The 17,009-nt window shown below is 46.0% G+C and carries 19 protein-coding genes; 18 read left to right on the top strand and 1 reads right to left on the bottom strand.

Features of this window, described 5'->3' with window-relative positions; genetic code table 11:
* Window positions 1-41: 41 nt before the first annotated feature.
* The 16 genes from AC3ARB_RS08530 (at window position 42) to AC3ARB_RS08455 (ending at window position 13,545) form a co-directional block, all read left to right on the top strand.
* Window positions 42-590, top strand: coding sequence for a YqeG family HAD IIIA-type phosphatase (locus AC3ARB_RS08530; protein WP_488321553.1), 549 nt, complete (start codon window positions 42-44; stop codon window positions 588-590).
* A 15-nt stretch (window positions 591-605) separates the two neighbouring features.
* The gene (locus tag AC3ARB_RS08525; RefSeq protein WP_488320145.1) at window positions 606-773 is read left to right on the top strand and encodes a hypothetical protein; all 168 of its coding nucleotides are present in this window, start codon (window positions 606-608) and stop codon (window positions 771-773) included.
* A gap of 4 nt (window positions 774-777) precedes the next feature.
* Entirely contained in the window at window positions 778-1,884 is a 1,107-nt protein-coding gene (gene yqeH, locus AC3ARB_RS08520; protein WP_488320144.1) for a ribosome biogenesis GTPase YqeH, read from the top strand.
* Window positions 1,885-1,895: 11 nt separating this feature from the next.
* Window positions 1,896-2,288: a DUF5301 domain-containing protein gene (locus AC3ARB_RS08515; protein ID WP_488320143.1), complete on the top strand. Its 393-nt coding sequence runs from the start codon at window positions 1,896-1,898 to the stop codon at window positions 2,286-2,288.
* A gap of 32 nt (window positions 2,289-2,320) precedes the next feature.
* A complete protein-coding gene (gene yhbY, locus AC3ARB_RS08510) occupies window positions 2,321-2,644 on the top strand; it encodes a ribosome assembly RNA-binding protein YhbY (RefSeq protein WP_488320142.1) in 324 nt (107 codons plus the stop codon).
* A 9-nt stretch (window positions 2,645-2,653) separates the two neighbouring features.
* Window positions 2,654-3,286 carry a nicotinate-nucleotide adenylyltransferase gene (locus AC3ARB_RS08505; protein WP_488320141.1) on the top strand — a complete coding sequence of 211 codons (633 nt, stop codon included), beginning with the start codon at window positions 2,654-2,656 and terminating at the stop codon, window positions 3,284-3,286.
* Window positions 3,283-3,873: a bis(5'-nucleosyl)-tetraphosphatase (symmetrical) YqeK gene (gene yqeK, locus AC3ARB_RS08500; RefSeq protein WP_488320140.1), complete on the top strand. Its 591-nt coding sequence runs from the start codon at window positions 3,283-3,285 to the stop codon at window positions 3,871-3,873. The genes AC3ARB_RS08505 and yqeK overlap by 4 nt, the downstream gene beginning before the upstream one ends.
* Complete coding sequence (locus AC3ARB_RS08495; protein WP_488320139.1) at window positions 3,866-4,378, top strand: cysteine hydrolase family protein; 513 nt, start codon at window positions 3,866-3,868, stop codon at window positions 4,376-4,378. The genes yqeK and AC3ARB_RS08495 overlap by 8 nt, the downstream gene beginning before the upstream one ends.
* Entirely contained in the window at window positions 4,371-4,814 is a 444-nt protein-coding gene (locus AC3ARB_RS08490; protein WP_488320138.1) for a GNAT family N-acetyltransferase, read from the top strand. The genes AC3ARB_RS08495 and AC3ARB_RS08490 overlap by 8 nt, the downstream gene beginning before the upstream one ends.
* Before the next feature lie 10 nt (window positions 4,815-4,824).
* Complete coding sequence (gene rsfS / locus AC3ARB_RS08485) at window positions 4,825-5,178, top strand: ribosome silencing factor (RefSeq protein ID WP_488320137.1); 354 nt, start codon at window positions 4,825-4,827, stop codon at window positions 5,176-5,178.
* A gap of 48 nt (window positions 5,179-5,226) precedes the next feature.
* Window positions 5,227-5,970: a class I SAM-dependent DNA methyltransferase gene (locus AC3ARB_RS08480; RefSeq protein ID WP_488320136.1), complete on the top strand. Its 744-nt coding sequence runs from the start codon at window positions 5,227-5,229 to the stop codon at window positions 5,968-5,970.
* A gap of 9 nt (window positions 5,971-5,979) precedes the next feature.
* Window positions 5,980-7,296, top strand: coding sequence for a hypothetical protein (locus tag AC3ARB_RS08475; RefSeq protein ID WP_488320135.1), 1,317 nt, complete (start codon window positions 5,980-5,982; stop codon window positions 7,294-7,296).
* Window positions 7,297-7,413: 117 nt separating this feature from the next.
* Window positions 7,414-10,224 carry a DNA methyltransferase gene (locus AC3ARB_RS08470; protein WP_488320134.1) on the top strand — a complete coding sequence of 937 codons (2,811 nt, stop codon included), beginning with the start codon at window positions 7,414-7,416 and terminating at the stop codon, window positions 10,222-10,224.
* Between the two features lie 11 nt (window positions 10,225-10,235).
* Window positions 10,236-11,333, top strand: coding sequence for a hypothetical protein (locus AC3ARB_RS08465; RefSeq protein WP_488320133.1), 1,098 nt, complete (start codon window positions 10,236-10,238; stop codon window positions 11,331-11,333).
* Entirely contained in the window at window positions 11,330-12,745 is a 1,416-nt protein-coding gene (locus AC3ARB_RS08460; RefSeq protein ID WP_488320132.1) for a hypothetical protein, read from the top strand. The genes AC3ARB_RS08465 and AC3ARB_RS08460 overlap by 4 nt, the downstream gene beginning before the upstream one ends.
* 14 nt (window positions 12,746-12,759) lie before the next feature.
* Window positions 12,760-13,545 (top strand): Fic family protein, encoded by a 786-nt coding sequence (locus AC3ARB_RS08455; protein WP_488320131.1) that lies wholly within the window; start codon window positions 12,760-12,762, stop codon window positions 13,543-13,545.
* 60 nt (window positions 13,546-13,605) lie between these two features.
* Here AC3ARB_RS08455 and AC3ARB_RS08450 read toward each other — a convergent pair whose 3' ends face one another.
* Window positions 13,606-14,355 carry a DUF6261 family protein gene (locus AC3ARB_RS08450; protein WP_488320130.1) on the bottom strand — a complete coding sequence of 250 codons (750 nt, stop codon included), beginning with the start codon at window positions 14,353-14,355 and terminating at the stop codon, window positions 13,606-13,608.
* A gap of 703 nt (window positions 14,356-15,058) precedes the next feature.
* On the opposite strand from AC3ARB_RS08450, the gene AC3ARB_RS08445 reads away from it, so the two are divergent.
* A complete protein-coding gene (locus AC3ARB_RS08445; RefSeq protein WP_488320129.1) occupies window positions 15,059-16,162 on the top strand; it encodes a nucleotidyltransferase in 1,104 nt (367 codons plus the stop codon).
* A gap of 111 nt (window positions 16,163-16,273) precedes the next feature.
* Entirely contained in the window at window positions 16,274-16,990 is a 717-nt protein-coding gene (locus AC3ARB_RS08440) for a YebC/PmpR family DNA-binding transcriptional regulator (RefSeq protein ID WP_488320128.1), read from the top strand.
* Window positions 16,991-17,009 lie beyond the last annotated feature (19 nt).

The following is a 17,009-nucleotide window of genomic DNA, read 5'->3' as shown; positions in this document are numbered from 1 at the left end:
CCTAGTCTTTTTTGCTAGAGTATGCTATAATAAAGGGAAACATCAATTTTTGGAGTAACATCTTGAGTATAGAAGACTATATACCGACCTTCGTGGTCAATGCTGTTTATGATTTGCGGCCAGATGTCCTGCGGGAGCAGGGCATCAAGGCGGTTTTGGTGGACTTGGACAACACCCTGATTGCCTGGAACAATCCAGATGGCACCCCAGAATTGCGGGCCTGGCTGGATGAGATGACCGAGGCTGGCCTGCCAGTCGTGGTCGTTTCCAACAACAAGCATGCCCGTGTTCAGCGGGCAGTTGAACAATTCGGCGTGGACTTTATCAGTCGAGCCATGAAACCTTTTGCCCACGGCATTAACAAGGCCATCACGGCCTACGGTTTTGACCGCGACGAGGTGGTCATGGTCGGTGACCAGCTCATGACCGATATTCGGGCTGCCCATCGGGCAGGTATTCGCTCCATCTTGGTCAAGCCTTTGGTGACCTCAGATGCCTGGAACACTAAGATTAACCGCTGGCGGGAACGGCGGGTCAAGGCTAAGATTGAAGCCCAGTACGGTCCCTTTGACTACAAGGATAGTATTTAGCACGTTAGGATGAATTTGCTTAAGAAATTTGTTTTGCATGGTGGTCTAACCATTCTTGTTTTTGGCATCATTTTTGGTCTGCTCAATCGTGAGTGGTCCTTTTGGACCATTATGGCGGCAAGTTTATTGGCTCAGCTTCTCATCGGCATTGTCGAGCACCTCATCAGAAAGAAGAGACACTAATTTTATGGAAAATTTACTCTGTATCGGTTGCGGGGTGGCCATTCAGACAGCTGATAAGGCTGGCCTAGGCTTCACTCCAAAATCAGCCCTGGACAAGGGCCTGGAAACTGGCGAGCTTTACTGCCAACGCTGTTTCAGGCTCCGCCACTACAACGACATCACCGACGTCTCCATCTCGGACGACGACTTCCTCAAACTCCTCAACGAGGTGGGGGACAGCGAGGCTTTGGTGGTCAATGTGGTGGATATTTTCGACTTCAACGGCTCGGTCATTCCTGGTCTGGCCCGTTTTGTGTCGGGCAATGACATCCTCTTGGTCGGCAACAAAAAGGACATCCTGCCCAAGTCTGTCAAGGACGGCAAGGTGACCCAGTGGCTGACCGAGCGGGCCCACGAAGAGGGCCTGCGGCCTCTGGATGTTCTCTTGACCTCTGCCCAGAACAAGCAGGCCATCACCGACCTGATTGCCAAGATTGACCAGTTGCGAAAAGGCCGTGACGTCTATGTGGTCGGCGTGACCAACGTGGGCAAATCCACCCTCATCAACGCCATCATTCAGGAAATCACGGGCGACAAGGACGTCATCACGACCAGTCGCTTTCCTGGCACGACCTTGGACAAAATCGAGATTCCGCTGGACGACGGCAGCCACATCTACGACACGCCTGGTATCATCCACCGCCATCAGATGGCCCACTACCTGTCCGACAAGGCCCTCAAGCTGGTCACTCCAAAAAAGGAAATCAAGCCCAAAACCTACCAGCTCAACCCTGACCAGACCCTCTTTTTGGGCGGTTTGGCTCGGTTTGACTATGTTTCGGGGGAAAAGCAGGGCTTCACAGCCTATTTTGACAACAACCTAGATATCCATCGGACCAAGTTAGCTGGGGCTGACGCTTTCTATGCCAAGCATGTCGGCGGGCTCTTGATTCCGCCGTCCAGCAAAGACTTGGCCGATTTCCCAGAATTAGTTGCCCATGAGTTCACGGTGACTGAAAAATCGGACATCGTCTTCTCAGGTCTGGGCTGGATTCGGGTCGGCTCCCCAGCCAAACTGGTTGCCTGGGCACCAAAAGGTGTTGCCGTAATCAAACGCAAGGCCATCATCTAGGAGGCTTGCCCATGAAAAAGGTGTTACTGTTCCTACTAACCTTGTTAGGTCTGGCAGGGCTTTACTGGTTCTGGCCTGGGCCAGCCCCGTCCTTGCCAGCTGCTGATGAGCTGGTGGCCGTCAGCCTGGTTAGTGATGAGGGGACGGTTGGTTTGGACCAGCCTGAACAGATTGCGGCCTTGCTGGCAGAACTGAGAACGGCCCGCAGGACCCGCCAAGAGAGTGTCAACGATAGCCCAGCTGTCCAGCCCTATACCCGTCTGGTTTTTCATCATCGGACAGGTGGGGCAGGCACCGCCTACCTCTATGAGACCTATACAGGAACCTACCTTGAACAGCCTTATGTGGGCATTTACAGATTGAACCATCCCCCTCAGAGCTGGCTGGACCAACCAGCTGACTAGCTCTGCTATTTCCCAAAAAAGAAAGAAAAACTATGAGTTTAACATCCAAACAACGGGCCTTCCTCAAGTCGGAAGCCCACAGCCTGAAACCCATCATCCAGATCGGTAAGAACGGCCTCAATGACCAAATCAAGACCAGCGTTCGCCATGCCTTGGACGCTCGTGAGCTAATCAAGGTGACCCTGCTCCAGAACACGGACGAGGACATCCATGAGGTGGCGGAAATCCTGGAAGACGAAATCGGTGTGGACACGGTCCTGAAAATCGGCCGCATCCTCATCCTCTACAAGGAGTCGTCCAAGAAGGAGAACCGCAAGCTCTCGCCAAAGGTCAAGGCCATCAAGAGCCAGGGTTAGGAGACGGCTATGGCACTAGAACTCTTGACCCCCTTTACCAAGGTGGATCTGGAAACGGAAAGCAAGGACAGCAACCGCCGTCAGGTGGGGATTTTGGGTGGCAACTTTAACCCTGTCCACAACGCCCACCTGATTGTGGCTGATCAGGTTCGCCAGCAGCTGGGCCTGGATGCGGTTTACCTCATGCCTGAGTACACCCCACCCCATGTGGACAAGAAGGAAACCATCTCGGAAACCCACCGCCTGGAGATGCTCAAGCGGGCCATTGCTGGTGTGGAGGGCCTGGCCATCGAGACCATCGAGCTGGAACGAAAGGGCATTTCCTACACTTACGACACCATGAAGCTTTTGACCGAGGCCAATCCCGACACCGATTATTACTTTATCATCGGGGCGGACATGGTGGACTACCTGCCCAAGTGGCACCGCATCGACGAGCTGATTGAGCTGGTCCAGTTCGTGGGCGTCCAGCGTCCCCGCTACAAGGCTGGCACCTCCTACCCCGTTATCTGGGTGGACGTGCCCCTCATGGACATCTCCTCGACCACGGTGCGTGACTTCATCAAGGCCGGCCGCACCCCCAATTACCTCCTGCCCCACGAGGTCCTGGACTACATCGAGGAAGAGGGGCTCTACCGATGACCTACGCCGACTATTTGTTTTGCTCTCGTGAGGAGCTTTTAGGGGAAATAGCCGAGCAGATGAGCGAGGATCGTTTTCGCCATGTTTTGGGCGTTGAAACAGCTGCCTTGGAACTGGCCGACCGCTACGGTTGCGACCCTATCAAGGCCAGCCTAGCAGCCCTCCTCCATGACTATGCCAAGGAGCAGCCTGATCAGGTTTTCTTAGACCTGATTGACCGCTACCAGCTGGACCCAGCCCTCAAAACCTGGGGCAACAATGTCTGGCATGGTTTGGTCGGCCGCTACCTGATTGCGGAAAAGTTTGGCCTGACCGATGAGACCATTTTGCAAGCCATCGCCGTTCACACGGTGGGTTCAGGCGATATGACCCTCTTGGACAAGGTCCTCTATGTGGCCGACTACATCGAAGAGGGACGGGATTTCCCTGGTGTGGAGACCGCCCGTGACCTGGCCAAAGAAGATTTGGACAAGGCTGTGGCCTACGAAACCGCTCGGACAGTGGCCTATCTGGCCCAAAATGGTTTCCCCATCTATCCCCAGACCCTGGAGACCTACAACAGCTATGTGAGGTACCTGCATGACTAAGACAGCCCTACTGGTCATTGACGTCCAGAATCTGCTGATTGATGAGCAACCCTATGCTATCGCCGACCGCTTGATAGACTGGGCAGATATGATTGAGACCGCTAGGCAGAAAGGCCTGCCAGTCATCTACATCCGCCACACCAACGAGGAATTTGTGGAAGGGAGCGAGGGCTGGCAAATCAGCTCTGCCATTGCCCCCAAAGAGGGAGACATCGTCCTCAACAAGGCCTACAACTCAGCCTTTAAGGGAACTGACTTGCAGGCGGTCCTGATCCAACTGGGCGTGGAGCGGTTGATTTTGGTGGGCATGCAGACCAATTTCTGCATCGACGCCACGGCCAAGGTGGCCTTTGAACTGGGTTACCAGGTGGGCATCGTCAAGGACGGCACCACCACTACGGACTTAGGACCCTTTGCGGCCGCCGACCTCATCGCCTACCACGAGCAGGTTTGGGAATGGTCTGTGGCCAGGGTGGCCAGCTTTGAGGAATTGCTAGATGATTGAAGTGAAACCAGTTGATGAGATCAGTTTTTATCAGGTGCTTAACCTGACGGTGGCTGAGCCTGACCAGGCCTTCGTGGCTTCAAACGCTCGTTCTTTAGCAGAATGCTGGCTCTACCGTGACAATGGCGATGTCTTCCCCTATGCGGTTTGGGAAGGAGACCAGGTGGTTGGTTTCTTGCTGATTGACATTGACGAGGACGATAAGCAGTACATGGTCTGGCGGCTGATGATTGACCAAGCCCATCAAGGAAAAGGTTACGGGCGTCAGGTGCTGGCAACCGTCATTGACCTGGCTAAACAACACCCAGTTTGTAACCATGTGCGGGTGGATTATGTCAAAGGCAATGACAAGATGGCCCATCTCTTGAATGCTTTAGGCTTTGAAGCCTTTGACCAAGATGAGCGTGAGATTTTTACAAAATTAGATTTAGAATAATGAGGCATTTATGACCAAACAAGAATTAGTAGAACTCGTCGTGAAAGCGGCGGACGAAAAACGGGCCGAAGACATCGTGGCCCTTGATTTGGCTGGCTTGACCAGCATGACCGACTACTTTGTCATCATGACAGCGACCAACTCCCGTCAGTTGGAGGCTCTGGCCGACAACATTCGTGAGAAAGTCAAAGAGGCTGGTGTTGATGCCAGTCACATGGAAGGCGACAGCAAGGGCGGTTGGGTCCTTCTGGACCTCAACGACGTTATCGTCCACATCTTTACCGATGAAGACCGTGCCCACTACAACCTGGAAAAACTCTGGCACGAAGCACCTTTGGTGGATGTGTCAGCCTATATTGCATAAAAAATTAGGCGAGAACGAGAGTTCCTGCCTCTTTTTAGAGGAAAAAACATGACTAAAAATTACGAGACCTTTGCAGCCATTTACGATGCCATTATGGACGATAGTTTGTACGACCTGTGGACAGACTTTTCGCTCCGCCATTTTCCTAAAAAACCAAAGGGAGAAAGGGTGCTGGAGCTGGCCTGTGGGACGGGCATCCAGTCGGTGCGGTTCGCCCAAGCAGGCTTTGTGGTGACGGGCTTGGACCTGAGCGTGGAGATGTTGGAGCTGGCCAAGCGGCGGGCGGCCTCTGCCAAGGTAGCGGTCGATTTTGTGGCGGGCAACATGCTGGATTTGAGCGGGGTTGGGACCTTTGATTTGGTGACCTGCTACTCGGATAGCCTCTGCTACCTGGCCGACGAGGTAGAGATGGGCGACGCCTTTGCCCAGGTTTACGCTCATCTCAATGAGGGTGGTACTTTCATCTTTGACGTCCACTCGATCTACCAGACCGATGAGGTCTTTCCAGGCTATGCCCACCATGAAAATGCCGAGGACTTTGCCATGGTTTGGGACACCTATGCCGATGAGGCCCCCCACTCGGTGGTCCATGAGCTGACCTTCTTTATCAAGGAGGCGGATGGCAACTTTAGCCGCCATGATGAACTCCACGAGGAGCGGACCTACGAGCTTCTGACCTACGACATTCTCTTGGAGCAGGCAGGCTTTACCGATGTTAAGGTCTATGCTGATTTTGAGGACAAAGAGCCGACAGAGACCAGCAAACGGTGGTTTTTTGTGGCGAGGAAGTAGGGGATAAGAGTGAGAAATATACTGACTAAATTTGAAAATTCATTTTTAGAATTACTAGATGGTAAAAAAGTAAGAGAGACCTGGTATTTATGGTTTCCATGGCCAAATATATCATTTATAATAATAGCGACATATCTTATTGGAAAAGTATCATTTAGAACCTTATTGGAATTTTCAAATCAGAAGCAAATTGTGGTATTTGTTTTGTTAATAGTATTTTCCATAATAAAGTCTTATTTGATCAGTAAATATACTGCTAAAATAAATGATAAAAGATTTAGTGTTTTGTCATTCATCTGTCACTTGCTCCCTTCTTTTTTTCTTATATGGACATTTTATCTAAATTGGAATACATGGAACATAATATTTTTACTATGTTTTGATTTATCAGTTAGTTTTTTGTCAAATTGGTTAATTGAGCGAAAAGTCCAAGCACATATTCTTGCAGATATTGTCAGTTTATTTTTCTTCTGGGGGGTAACTTTTTTTAAAGTCAATATCGAAAATGGCTTAACATCTGTTATACTCGCTATTTTAGTTGTAACATTACGGTATCTATTAATCACGAGATTTTACAATGGTATTGGTATAGAATACTTCCTGTTTGGTGAACAAAAGTCCGGTAAATTTTATTGGTTTGCAGAATTATTATCAACAGTCTTATTTTTAGCTGTTTTATCTGCCATATTAGAAGAACTCCTTCAGGAAGTTTCATGGGTAGTTATATTACCTGGTTCATTTGCTTATTATACGTTCTTGTATTTGAGGTTATTTTTATATAGACAGTTTGGTGTTTCTTATAAGGAATTATATTATTTTGTAACTATGGGGGGAGGCATACTTCTCTATATATGGATGATAAATTGGGTTAAAATAGATATTGTAGTTTGGTTTTTCCCAGCAGTAATCATTTTAATATTAGATGATTTTGTTTATTTGAATTACCAAAGATATGCTGCTAAAGAAGTCAAACTAAGTGTACAAGGGAGACAATTATTTGCGAAATTGAAATTATTTTCACTAGTATCCTTATTCATTTATAATATCATGTCTGAAAATAAACAGAAGTTGATGGGCTATGAAATTTGGGAATTTTCTCTAAATCAAGTTGATAATTCTATTTTTCGAGATTATTTTCTCTTGCAGTTTCTTGCACTAGTAAGTGCGATTTTGATATCAATTGGGATATTTTATCTTATAGATTCCTTGACTCGCACTCATCCCTATTTGATAGAAAAAGAGGATGAGGATGTTAAGGATGAGGTCGTTAAAGATGTTAAATATGTGAAATATAATTCTAGTAGGCGATTGCATAAAAAGAAATAATTAAGCATTTACTTGGTTTTACATACTCGATAGTCTCTACTAATTGTTAGATATTGTACAAAGCCCTCTACCAAGGGCTTTTGTGGTATAATTAATAAAGAATAGACGAGGTGCATTATGGACTTACGAGAACAAAAGAAACAGGCCAAGGCCTTTATCGAGCGGTGGACAGGTCGAGGAAATGAACGTCAGGACAGTCAGTCTTTCTGGTTGGATTTGCTGGGGTCAGTTTATGGGATTGAGAATCCAAGCAGTTACATCACTTTTGAGGACAAGGTCATGCTGGACCACACCAGTTTTATTGACGGTTACATCGAAAAAACCAAGGTCCTTATCGAACAAAAGGGGGCGAACAAGGACCTCAACAAGGCCATAAAGCAATCAGATGGGTCCTTTTTAACGCCTTTCCAGCAGGCCAAACGATATTCGGCTAATCTGCCCTATTCTCAGAGACCACGTTGGATTGTAACCTGTAACTTTAGGGAGTTTTATATCTATGATATGGAACAGCCTAATAGTGAAGCCACCGTCATCAAGTTGGCAGATTTGGCGACGGAATCCTATCGCTTGGAGTTTTTAATTGACAAGACCAATGAGCACCTGGAGCGGGAGATGGCCATCTCCATGCAGGCGGGGGAAATCGTGGGCGAAATTTACGATGGTTTGCTTAAGCAGTACATCACTCCTGATAGCCCTGAGACCTTACACGCCATCAACCAGCTCATCGTCCGTCTGGTTTTCTGCCTTTACGCTGAGGACTCAGGTCTTTTTGGGCATAAGTTAGCTTTTCATGATTATCTGGCTCAGTTTTCGGCCACTCATTTCCGCAAGGGTTTGATTGAGCTTTTTGAAGTGTTGGACACGCCTCTGGCGGAGCGTGATCCCTATCTGGCCCCTGATTTAGCAGCCTTTCCCTATGTCAATGGAGGCATGTTTGCGGAGAAGCAGATTGAAATCCCAAATGTTACGGAGGAATTGCGACAGCTGATTTTGGAACATGCCAGCTCAAACTTTGACTGGTCAGACATCAGTCCGACCATTTTCGGAGCGGTTTTTGAGAGCACCCTCAACCCTGAGACCCGCAGAAGTGGGGGCATGCACTACACGTCCATTGAAAACATCCACAAGGTTATCGACCCACTTTTTCTTGACGAGCTCAAGGAGGAACTCAATACCATTCGCCAGTTCAAGCAGGCAACGACGGTCGAGCAAAAGGCCAAGCAGTTCCAAAACAAACTGGCCAGCCTGACCTTTTTTGACCCTGCCTGTGGGTCTGGAAATTTCCTGACGGAGACCTACATTGCCCTCAGACGTTTGGAAAACGAGGCCATCAAGCTCTATATGGGTGACAAGGTCTATCTTGATACTGGCCAGGATTTGGTCAAGGTTAAACTCAACCAGTTCTACGGTATCGAGATTAACGATTTTGCTGTTTCGGTGGCTAAGACCGCTCTCTGGATTGCAGAGAGCCAAATGCTTGAGGCAACCAAGGAAATCGTCTTTGCTAACATTGACTTTCTCCCTCTCAAATCCTATACTCACATCGTCCACGGTAATGCCCTAACCACCGACTGGGAGACCGTTGTTGATAAGACTAAACTCCGCTACATCATTGGCAACCCACCGTTTGTTGGCTACTCCCTCCAGACCAAGGAGCAAAAAGAAGCCCTAAAAGCGGTTTATGTCGATCAAAACGGTAAGCCCTACAAGACAGCGGGCAAGATTGACTTGGTGGCGGGTTGGTACTTTAAGGCTTGCCAACTCATGGTGGGAACTGCCATCAAAACGGCTTTAGTGTCCACCAACTCCATCACTCAAGGAGACCAGGTGTCTAGCGTTTTTACTCCTCTTTATCACAGATTTGGAATGACTATTGATTTTGCCTACCAATCCTTTGTTTGGAACAGTGAAGCCAAAAACAAGGCGGCCGTTCATTGTGTGATTATTGGTTTTTCCTCTTCCAGCCTGACGGCTGACATAGCAGAGCAGACCAGACGGCTTTATACTGGTGACCACTTTGAAAAGGTGGTAGAGATTAACCCCTACCTGCAAGCCGGTCAAACCGTATTTTTAGACAGTCGTAGTCAGCCGATTTCTCCAGTTCCCAAAATGACAACAGGCAACCGACCAGCTGATGGGGGTCATCTTATTATCGAAGCAGAAGATTACGAGGAGTTTATCAAGCGTGAGCCCAAGGCTTTACCGTATATCAAGAAATTAACAGGGGCAGTTGAGTTTATCAATAATAAACCTCGCTATTGCCTCTGGTTGGTCGGTCTTAGTCCGTCTCAACTGCGTTCCATGCCCCTGGTTTTGCAGCGGATTGAAGCCTGTCGTCACGACCGGTTAGATGGAGCACCAGATCGTCAAAAGTTGGCTGAGACCCCTCATCTTTTTAGAGAATTAAAGAATCCTCAAAGTTATATTGTTGTTCCGAGGGTTTCATCAGAACGACGTCGTTATATACCGTTAGGATTTCTTGACGACTCAGTTGTTCCGACAGATTCGGCAACGATTATTGAGGACGCCAGCCTCTACCATTTTGGTGTTCTGACCTCTAACGTTCATATGGCTTGGATGCGGACAGTAGCGGGGCGGCTCAAGAGTGATTACCGTTATTCTGCCAAGATTGTTTACAACAATTTCCCTTGGCCAGACTTAGATGAGGCCAGTCAAGCCAAGATTGCTCAAACTGCTCAGGCCATCTTAGACGCTAGAGCCCTCTACCCCGATAGCAGTCTGGCCGACCTTTATGATGAGCTGACCATGCCCATTGAACTCCGCAAAGCTCACCAAGCCAATGATATAGCAGTTATGGCAGCCTATGGCATGACCAAACTCGTTGATGGCAAGAAAACCTGGCTAACTGAAAGTGAGACGGTAGCTAGGCTGTTTGAGATGTATGAGGAGAGAGTGGGAAATAAATAAAGGAAGTAATTATGGAAATCTTAAAAAAATGGTTATTTAGAACCAGCACAGGAGAAGTAGAAAATCTAGATATTTCTCATGAAGATGATGAGACAGAAGTTGATGAATTTGTTAATGGAATTATTGAAGAAATTCAGATGAACAAATCAACAAAGCAATATAGAACACGTTCAACAAATAAAGAAGTCATCACGAGTATTATCAAATTATATAATGTTTCATTAACAGACGAAGGTTTTATAGATAATGCAGATAGTCAGTTATTAAAGGTTGCTAAACGGTTAGTTAGCATTGAAGCAGATGTAGATAGTCAATCTGGGCATTTAAATAAAATTCAGAAAGGTGAGTTGCTTCTTGTTTTGCTTAGAGATGAGGAAGAACAAGTTGATAAGTTTTTATTGTCAAAAGTTGAAGTTGTTTCTATGCTAAAGACAGATGACGTTAGTATCGCTAGAGGTATTATAAAAGAAGTTAAACGGTTGTGGAAATCATGTCTCTTTACATTGGTAGAAATTGAAGGAGAAGCGGGTGATAATTATTATTTAGCAGATGTTTATTCAAATAATAATTCAACCTATTGGCATCACAGGTTCCTATCGTTAGATGAGATGACTGATGATGAAGTTAATACCAAACGCTCCTTTAATGCAATTGATAAGTTGCTGGGAAAAGAAGTAAAGAAATACTTTCCCAATGATTACCAAATTCTTCGCAATGCTTTTGTAAACTACTACCGCAGAGGTGGGGCTTTAGATTATAACGATATGATTTCAGAAATTGTAGGTCAATATCAGTCCGATAATGAGAAGTTCAATGACGAATTTAAGGCTGAGTTGTTTGAGGAGCTTGAAAAATTACCAAAAAGAAAAAGTGGAGGCTTCGATACGATTTTTGAATCGAAACACTCCGTATTGAATGTTCGTATCAAGAAAACACTACCTCTTCGTCACGGTCTAAGTCTATTGATTACAGATGCAATTGATAACATCGAACATGTTATTCAAGCGAAAGAAGATCCTAACCATGGCAAGCAATTAATTATTAACATTGATGACCAAGAGACTTTTGATTCATTCAAAAGAACCATTACTAAGGATAAAACGTCGTGATGATTATGCTTAGTGAATTAATCTCAACCTACAGTAATTTTAAGGACGAAGAATATTTCAGGCGGTATCAAGCAAGTTTTGAATTTTCTGGTCCAGTAGAACGACTGGATAGTCTGATTAAGTCAATTTTTGACGCAATCTCAGAGAGGGACACTTTAGAGATTTCCATTCGTAGTGAAAACTTGGATGAAGGTAGTATCCTTTCACAATATCGTCAGGATATTATTTTTGATTTTTATAACGAGAACGTAATAGAGGCAGATGAACTATTAATTATAACTCTTGAAGTTAGGAAGCAATTGATAAATCAAACCTTATCAATTTATTCATTTGAAACCTTTGAGTCAAAGATTTGTTCATTGCCATTGTTAGATGTTCTTAAGAAAATCTCGGATTATTTTCAAGTTTCGAAAAATAGACTTATTTTTGAAGTGAGGCATAATAACTTTTTTGCATTTTCGACAGAATATATTTCATTCATACCAGTTCAAACGTCCTGTTCGGTTGTTACATCTGATAGAAGAATGAAGTTATCGAGGACTGAATACCTGAGTCGTTTTTTCAATATTTCAGAATATAGGTTGTTACCTGAAGATTTTCGACTTACTAAAATGGAACAGAAAAATCAGATAGTAACTTTATTTAATAAAATTGTAACGATGCTATCGATCCTCTATATTGGGTATGAGGGAAGTGTTGAGAGCGAGAACATTGTTGTTAAAATGTCTCATGATCGGATTCAAAAATTAACTATTCCTATTCATGACATTGAATATAATCCAGCTATTGTTGACCTTTATAAATGGATAGTAGCAGATGATAATTATTTAGACAAGGCAATGATTACAAGAAATGTTTTAGCTCTGAATCTAAAAAATGAGTTAAGCGTTGATTCTGAAATAATCGATCTTATTCAAAAAACATATAACGTAGCAATAAAGGAAAAAATAGAGAAATATTTTGAAGTTAAGAAAGAAACGGCCGAATTCATTACGTCTACTTTACAGGAGCTATCTCAGATTAAAGTAACTATTGTAGAAAGATTTTTCTATAATATTGTTGCTGTTGGGATATTTTTAGCGACAACTTTACTTCCAACTATATTAGAAGAGAAAAAATTAGAATCAATATTTACTCCAGATGTTAATAAGATTATAAGGATAACCATGGTTTGTTCTGTTATATATTGTATTTTAACTAATGTTAAAAATTATTTTGTGCTACAAGCTTATGAAAAGACATTAGATAAGCTAAAAAATAATTTTGAGGAATATTATTCAGTAAAAGAACTGGAAACTGTATTTAATGTCAAGAATTTAAGTGATGTAAAAAAAGACATTAATATTTGGTCAGGAATCATCTCTTTATTGTGGATTGGTATTTCTGTGATAGGTATTTTCTGGTTTAAATAATTAGGAGTTCTACCATGCAACCAACTTACGAAAAAATTATTTATAAATCTAGTCCTGAATACAAAAAGAAACTTTGGGATGTGGCTTTTGGTCTGCAAAAAACGGATGGTCTGACCCCGTCAGCCTATGTTCGAGACTTGTCTAAGGACAGTATCAAGGGCAAAGCAGATTTCCCGACTATCTATGAAAAGCTAGAAACCTATTACGAACAGACAGAGGATGTCAATCGGACTAAGGAGGCTGACATTGTCTCGGTGCGGATTGTAGAACTCTTGGAAAAGGGCGACTTTATCCTCAGACCTTACGTCCTAAAGTCTATCCATCGCTTCCTCTTTGATGGTGTTCTGCCCCCGCTCATGAAGGCTGGGGAGTATCGGACTTATGATATTCGTAAGGACGAACCTGTTTTGAATGGCGATTCTGTTTTATATACGGCAAGTAGCCTCATTGTTGATACCCTGGACTATGACTTTAGCCAAGAAGAGAAAAAAGACTACAAGGCGCTTGGTCGTGAAGAGCAGGTTCATGCTGTCCAGTCCTTTATTTCTGGACTTTGGCAGATTCATCCTTTTGAAGAGGGGAACACTAGGACGATTGCCGTTTTTACAGAGCTTTATCTTTGCTCGCTTGGAATTGCTGTTGATAATACCCCTTTTGCAGAAAATGCCGAGTATTTCCGTGATGCTCTTGTTCTGGCCAATACCAGTAATCAGCTTTTAAAATCGACTAAACCTTTGGATGATTTCTTTAAGGCATTAGTGACTGAGGGAGAATTTAAGCGTTTTGCTTCCCTGAGGTAGAAACCCCTCTCCCCCAAAAACAACCCACCCCCAGCCCTATTCAGGACTGGGGGTAAATTTTTATGCCGTGGTTTCAATCTTCTCCTTATGGGTGAGGCCTGGCTTAGGCTTGCGACGTTTCACATTGTCCGCATGGTCCTTGCGGATGTCGTTGAGGAGCAAAAAGATAATTTTATCGGGGTCCTCTGGGGTGATAGTCAGCTTGGTTTGCAGGTGCTTATAGAGCAGATTGTAGTCTTTGGTGATGCTCTGACGAATGGCAGAGCTTTTCAGGCTAGGTTTATCAGTTACTTCTTGGGAGCGGTTGAGATAGAGTTGGTAGAGTTTTTCTTGACTGTCCTTGAGGTTGGTGACAAATTCGGTCAAGCCCAAGGTTTTAACCGCAGTCAGACGAGGTTCCTCGGCCAGTTTAGTCAGAAAAGAAGTGACCAAGGCCATACTGTCCTCCATGTTGACCCGTGTCATTTCCTTATAATGGTTAGCTAGGGGCATGAGTTCTTGATAGGCCGCTAGCTTATCAGGAAGCCTGCTTTGACGGTAACTTTTTAGGGCAGAGACAAGGGCAACAATGTCTCCATTGCGTTCCCGTTGGGTTTGGGAAATGGTTTGGGTCAACAACGAGCCTCGTTTTTGCTTGAGACTGGCCTGCAAGAGAGGCAGGTTGGTCTTTAGCCGTCCCAACAGAGTGGTAACCATAGGGTCAGTAGAAACCACTTGCTTTTGTTCCAGGTTATCGACCGAACTACTAATTAGCTGAATAAAACCCGCTTGGCTCAGTTGGCCTGTATTTAAAGAAATAGATTGGGTCATGATGACGACCTCCTTTGATATTTTTTGAGAAATAAGATTTCTTATTTACTTATTCGTAATTGTTCCGTAAAAAATTCCTTTAGTGCTGAAAAAAACAACTATTATTTCCTATCCCAGCAGGATAGCTTAGTTTGCTAGTTATAAGGTTACCTCGTCAGTTGTGAGGCTTTTTTTCACCGTTATTAGTTGCTCTCGCAGTTTGTATGGCTATTTTTCATAGTTATCGTTCGGCCTCGCAATTTGCATGGCTATTTTTCACAGATATTGTTCGTCCTTGCAGTTTGCGCAGCTGTTTTTCACAGATATTGTTCGTCCTCGCAGTTTGCGTAGCTATTTTTCACAGATATTGTTCGTCCTCGCAGTTTGCGTAGCTATTTTTCACAGATATCGTTCGCTCTCGCAGTTTGCGAGGTTATTTTTCACCGTTATCGTTCGGTCTCGCAATTTGCATGGCTATTTTTCACCGTTATTGTTCGGTCTCGCAATTTGCGAGGTTATTTTTCACCGTTATTGTTCGTCCTCGCAGTTTGTGAGGATGTTTTTTCACTCCAAATTTTTTCGGACAAATTTCAGAACGACGATGAGTTGCTGGTGTCCAGTAGCGGCAAGTCTGGATAGGTTCCTGTCCTCGAATTCGTTTCCCCTGCCTCATGTGGTATAATAGAAGGAGTAGATTTCCCTTAGTCGTTAGAAAGGCCACTCCATGACCATTTCAGGCATTATCGCAGAATTTAATCCCTTCCATAATGGGCACAAGTACCTCTTGGATCAGGCGAAAGGGCTCAAAATCGTGGCCATGTCGGGCAACTTTACCCAGCGGGGGGAGCCTGCCATTGTGGACAAGTGGACCCGAACCCAGATGGCTCTTGCTAACGGAGCTGACTTGGTGGTGGAGCTGCCTTTTCTGGTAGCCGTCCAGTCGGCGGACTACTTTGCCCAGGGGGCGGTGGACATCCTGGCTGGTCTGGGCATTGACCGCCTGGTGTTCGGCACGGAGACCCCTTTGGACTACCAGGCCGTGGCCGACACCTACGCTTGCCGTGGAACAGAGATGGACGCCTATTTGGCGGCCCTCCCCGACCAGCTTTCCTACCCCGAAAAGGCCCAGGCCATGTGGCAGCACTTTACAGGGCTTGATTTTACTGGTGACACTCCCAACCACATTTTGGGTCTGGCCTACGCCAAGGCCGTGGCAGGCAAAGACATCTGCCTCTGCCCCATTCAGCGGCAGGGAGCTGGGTTTCATTCGGAGGAAATGGCAGAGCAGTTTGCCTCAGCGACAGCCATCAGAAAGTTTCAGTCTGATGCAGCCTTTGTCCACAGGGTAAGCCCAGCTGCCAGCCTGTTCCTAGAGGCACCCAAGGTGTCCTGGCAGGACTATTTCCCTCTGCTCCGCTACCAAATTCTAACTAACCCAGACCTAACCAGCACCTATCAGGTCAATCCAGAACTGGCCAGCCGTCTCCGCTCTGCTATTGCCAGTAGCCAGACCGTGGAAGAACTGGTCGAGCAAGTTTCAACGAAACGTTACACCAAGGCCAGGGTGCGGCGGGTTCTGGCCTATATCCTGGTTCAGGCCAGGGAGGCCCAGCTGCCCACAGCCGTGCGGGTATTGGGCTTTAGCCCAGCCGGGCAAGCCCACTTGTCTCAGGTTAAGGGCCAGGTCCAGCTGGTCAGCCGCATCGGCAAGGAGCCCTGGGACCAGCTGACCCAACAAGCTGACCAGATTTACCGACTAGGCAACCCTGACCTGCCTGAGCAGAACTGGGTACGGGTGCCGGTTCGTTTCTCCCCTAATAATTTTTAGTGGTTGGTTTGAAAAAAAGGGTCGGTCTATGCTATAATAGTAAGGCAAAGTAGGAGCTGGTCATCAGCTCTGCTATTTCCAAAAACACAACCAATCAAAAGGAGACTTCCCATGGGACGTAAGTGGGCAAACATTGTTGCCAAGAAGACCGCAAAAGACGGTGCCAACTCGAAGGTTTACGCTAAATTTGGCGTTGAGATTTATGTAGCAGCCAAGCAGGGCGATCCAGACCCTGAGACCAACGCCAGCCTGCGTTTTGTTTTGGAGCGGGCCAAGCAGGCACAGGTGCCTAAGCACATCATTGACCGTGCCATCGACAAGGCCAAGGGTAAAACCGACGAGACCTTCGTTGAGGGCCGTTACGAGGGCTTTGGTCCTAACGGTTCCATGCTTATCGTTGACACCCTGACTTCTAACGTTAACCGGACGGCAGCCAATGTCCGCACGGCCTTCGGTAAGAACGGTGGTAACATGGGTGCTGCGGGTGCGGTGTCCTTCATGTTCGACAAAAAAGGGGTCATCGTTTTTGCGGGCGATGATGCCGACAGCATTTTTGAGACCCTGCTTGAGGCGGACGTTGAGGTGGACGATGTGGAAGCTGAAGAAGGCACCATCACCGTTTACACGGCTCCAACTGACCTCCACAAGGGCCTTGAAGCCCTGCGTGCAGCTGGCATTAGCGACTTCCAAGTGACCGAGCTTGAGATGATTCCTCAGAGCGAGGTGACCCTGTCTGATGAGGACTTGGCCATTTTTGAAAAGCTGGTTGACGCTCTTGAGAACGACGACGACGTGCAAAAAGTTTACCACAACGTGGCGGATTTCTAAGAAACATGATTTGAGCTGG

The sequence above is a fragment of the Streptococcus sp. ZY171113 genome, assembly GCF_057748235.1.
Note: the sequence above shows the minus strand (reverse complement) of the source record. Positions and strands in the feature narration are given on the sequence as shown.

What these genes read in the sequence shown, in the direction of transcription:
- AC3ARB_RS08455 (WP_488320131.1), top strand. Translation starts at nt 12,760, where the DNA reads ATGCAACCAACTTACGAAAAAATTATTTATAAATCTAGTCCTGAATAC.
- AC3ARB_RS08470 (WP_488320134.1), top strand. Translation starts at nt 7,414, where the DNA reads ATGGACTTACGAGAACAAAAGAAACAGGCCAAGGCCTTTATCGAGCGG.
- AC3ARB_RS08465 (WP_488320133.1), top strand. Translation starts at nt 10,236, where the DNA reads ATGGAAATCTTAAAAAAATGGTTATTTAGAACCAGCACAGGAGAAGTA.
- AC3ARB_RS08495 (WP_488320139.1), top strand. Translation starts at nt 3,866, where the DNA reads ATGACTAAGACAGCCCTACTGGTCATTGACGTCCAGAATCTGCTGATT.
- yhbY (WP_488320142.1), top strand. Translation starts at nt 2,321, where the DNA reads ATGAGTTTAACATCCAAACAACGGGCCTTCCTCAAGTCGGAAGCCCAC.
- AC3ARB_RS08450 (WP_488320130.1), bottom strand. Translation starts at nt 14,355, where the DNA reads ATGACCCAATCTATTTCTTTAAATACAGGCCAACTGAGCCAAGCGGGT.
- AC3ARB_RS08505 (WP_488320141.1), top strand. Translation starts at nt 2,654, where the DNA reads ATGGCACTAGAACTCTTGACCCCCTTTACCAAGGTGGATCTGGAAACG.
- yqeH (WP_488320144.1), top strand. Translation starts at nt 778, where the DNA reads ATGGAAAATTTACTCTGTATCGGTTGCGGGGTGGCCATTCAGACAGCT.
- AC3ARB_RS08445 (WP_488320129.1), top strand. Translation starts at nt 15,059, where the DNA reads ATGACCATTTCAGGCATTATCGCAGAATTTAATCCCTTCCATAATGGG.
- yqeK (WP_488320140.1), top strand. Translation starts at nt 3,283, where the DNA reads ATGACCTACGCCGACTATTTGTTTTGCTCTCGTGAGGAGCTTTTAGGG.
- AC3ARB_RS08515 (WP_488320143.1), top strand. Translation starts at nt 1,896, where the DNA reads ATGAAAAAGGTGTTACTGTTCCTACTAACCTTGTTAGGTCTGGCAGGG.
- AC3ARB_RS08440 (WP_488320128.1), top strand. Translation starts at nt 16,274, where the DNA reads ATGGGACGTAAGTGGGCAAACATTGTTGCCAAGAAGACCGCAAAAGAC.
- rsfS (WP_488320137.1), top strand. Translation starts at nt 4,825, where the DNA reads ATGACCAAACAAGAATTAGTAGAACTCGTCGTGAAAGCGGCGGACGAA.
- AC3ARB_RS08490 (WP_488320138.1), top strand. Translation starts at nt 4,371, where the DNA reads ATGATTGAAGTGAAACCAGTTGATGAGATCAGTTTTTATCAGGTGCTT.
- AC3ARB_RS08480 (WP_488320136.1), top strand. Translation starts at nt 5,227, where the DNA reads ATGACTAAAAATTACGAGACCTTTGCAGCCATTTACGATGCCATTATG.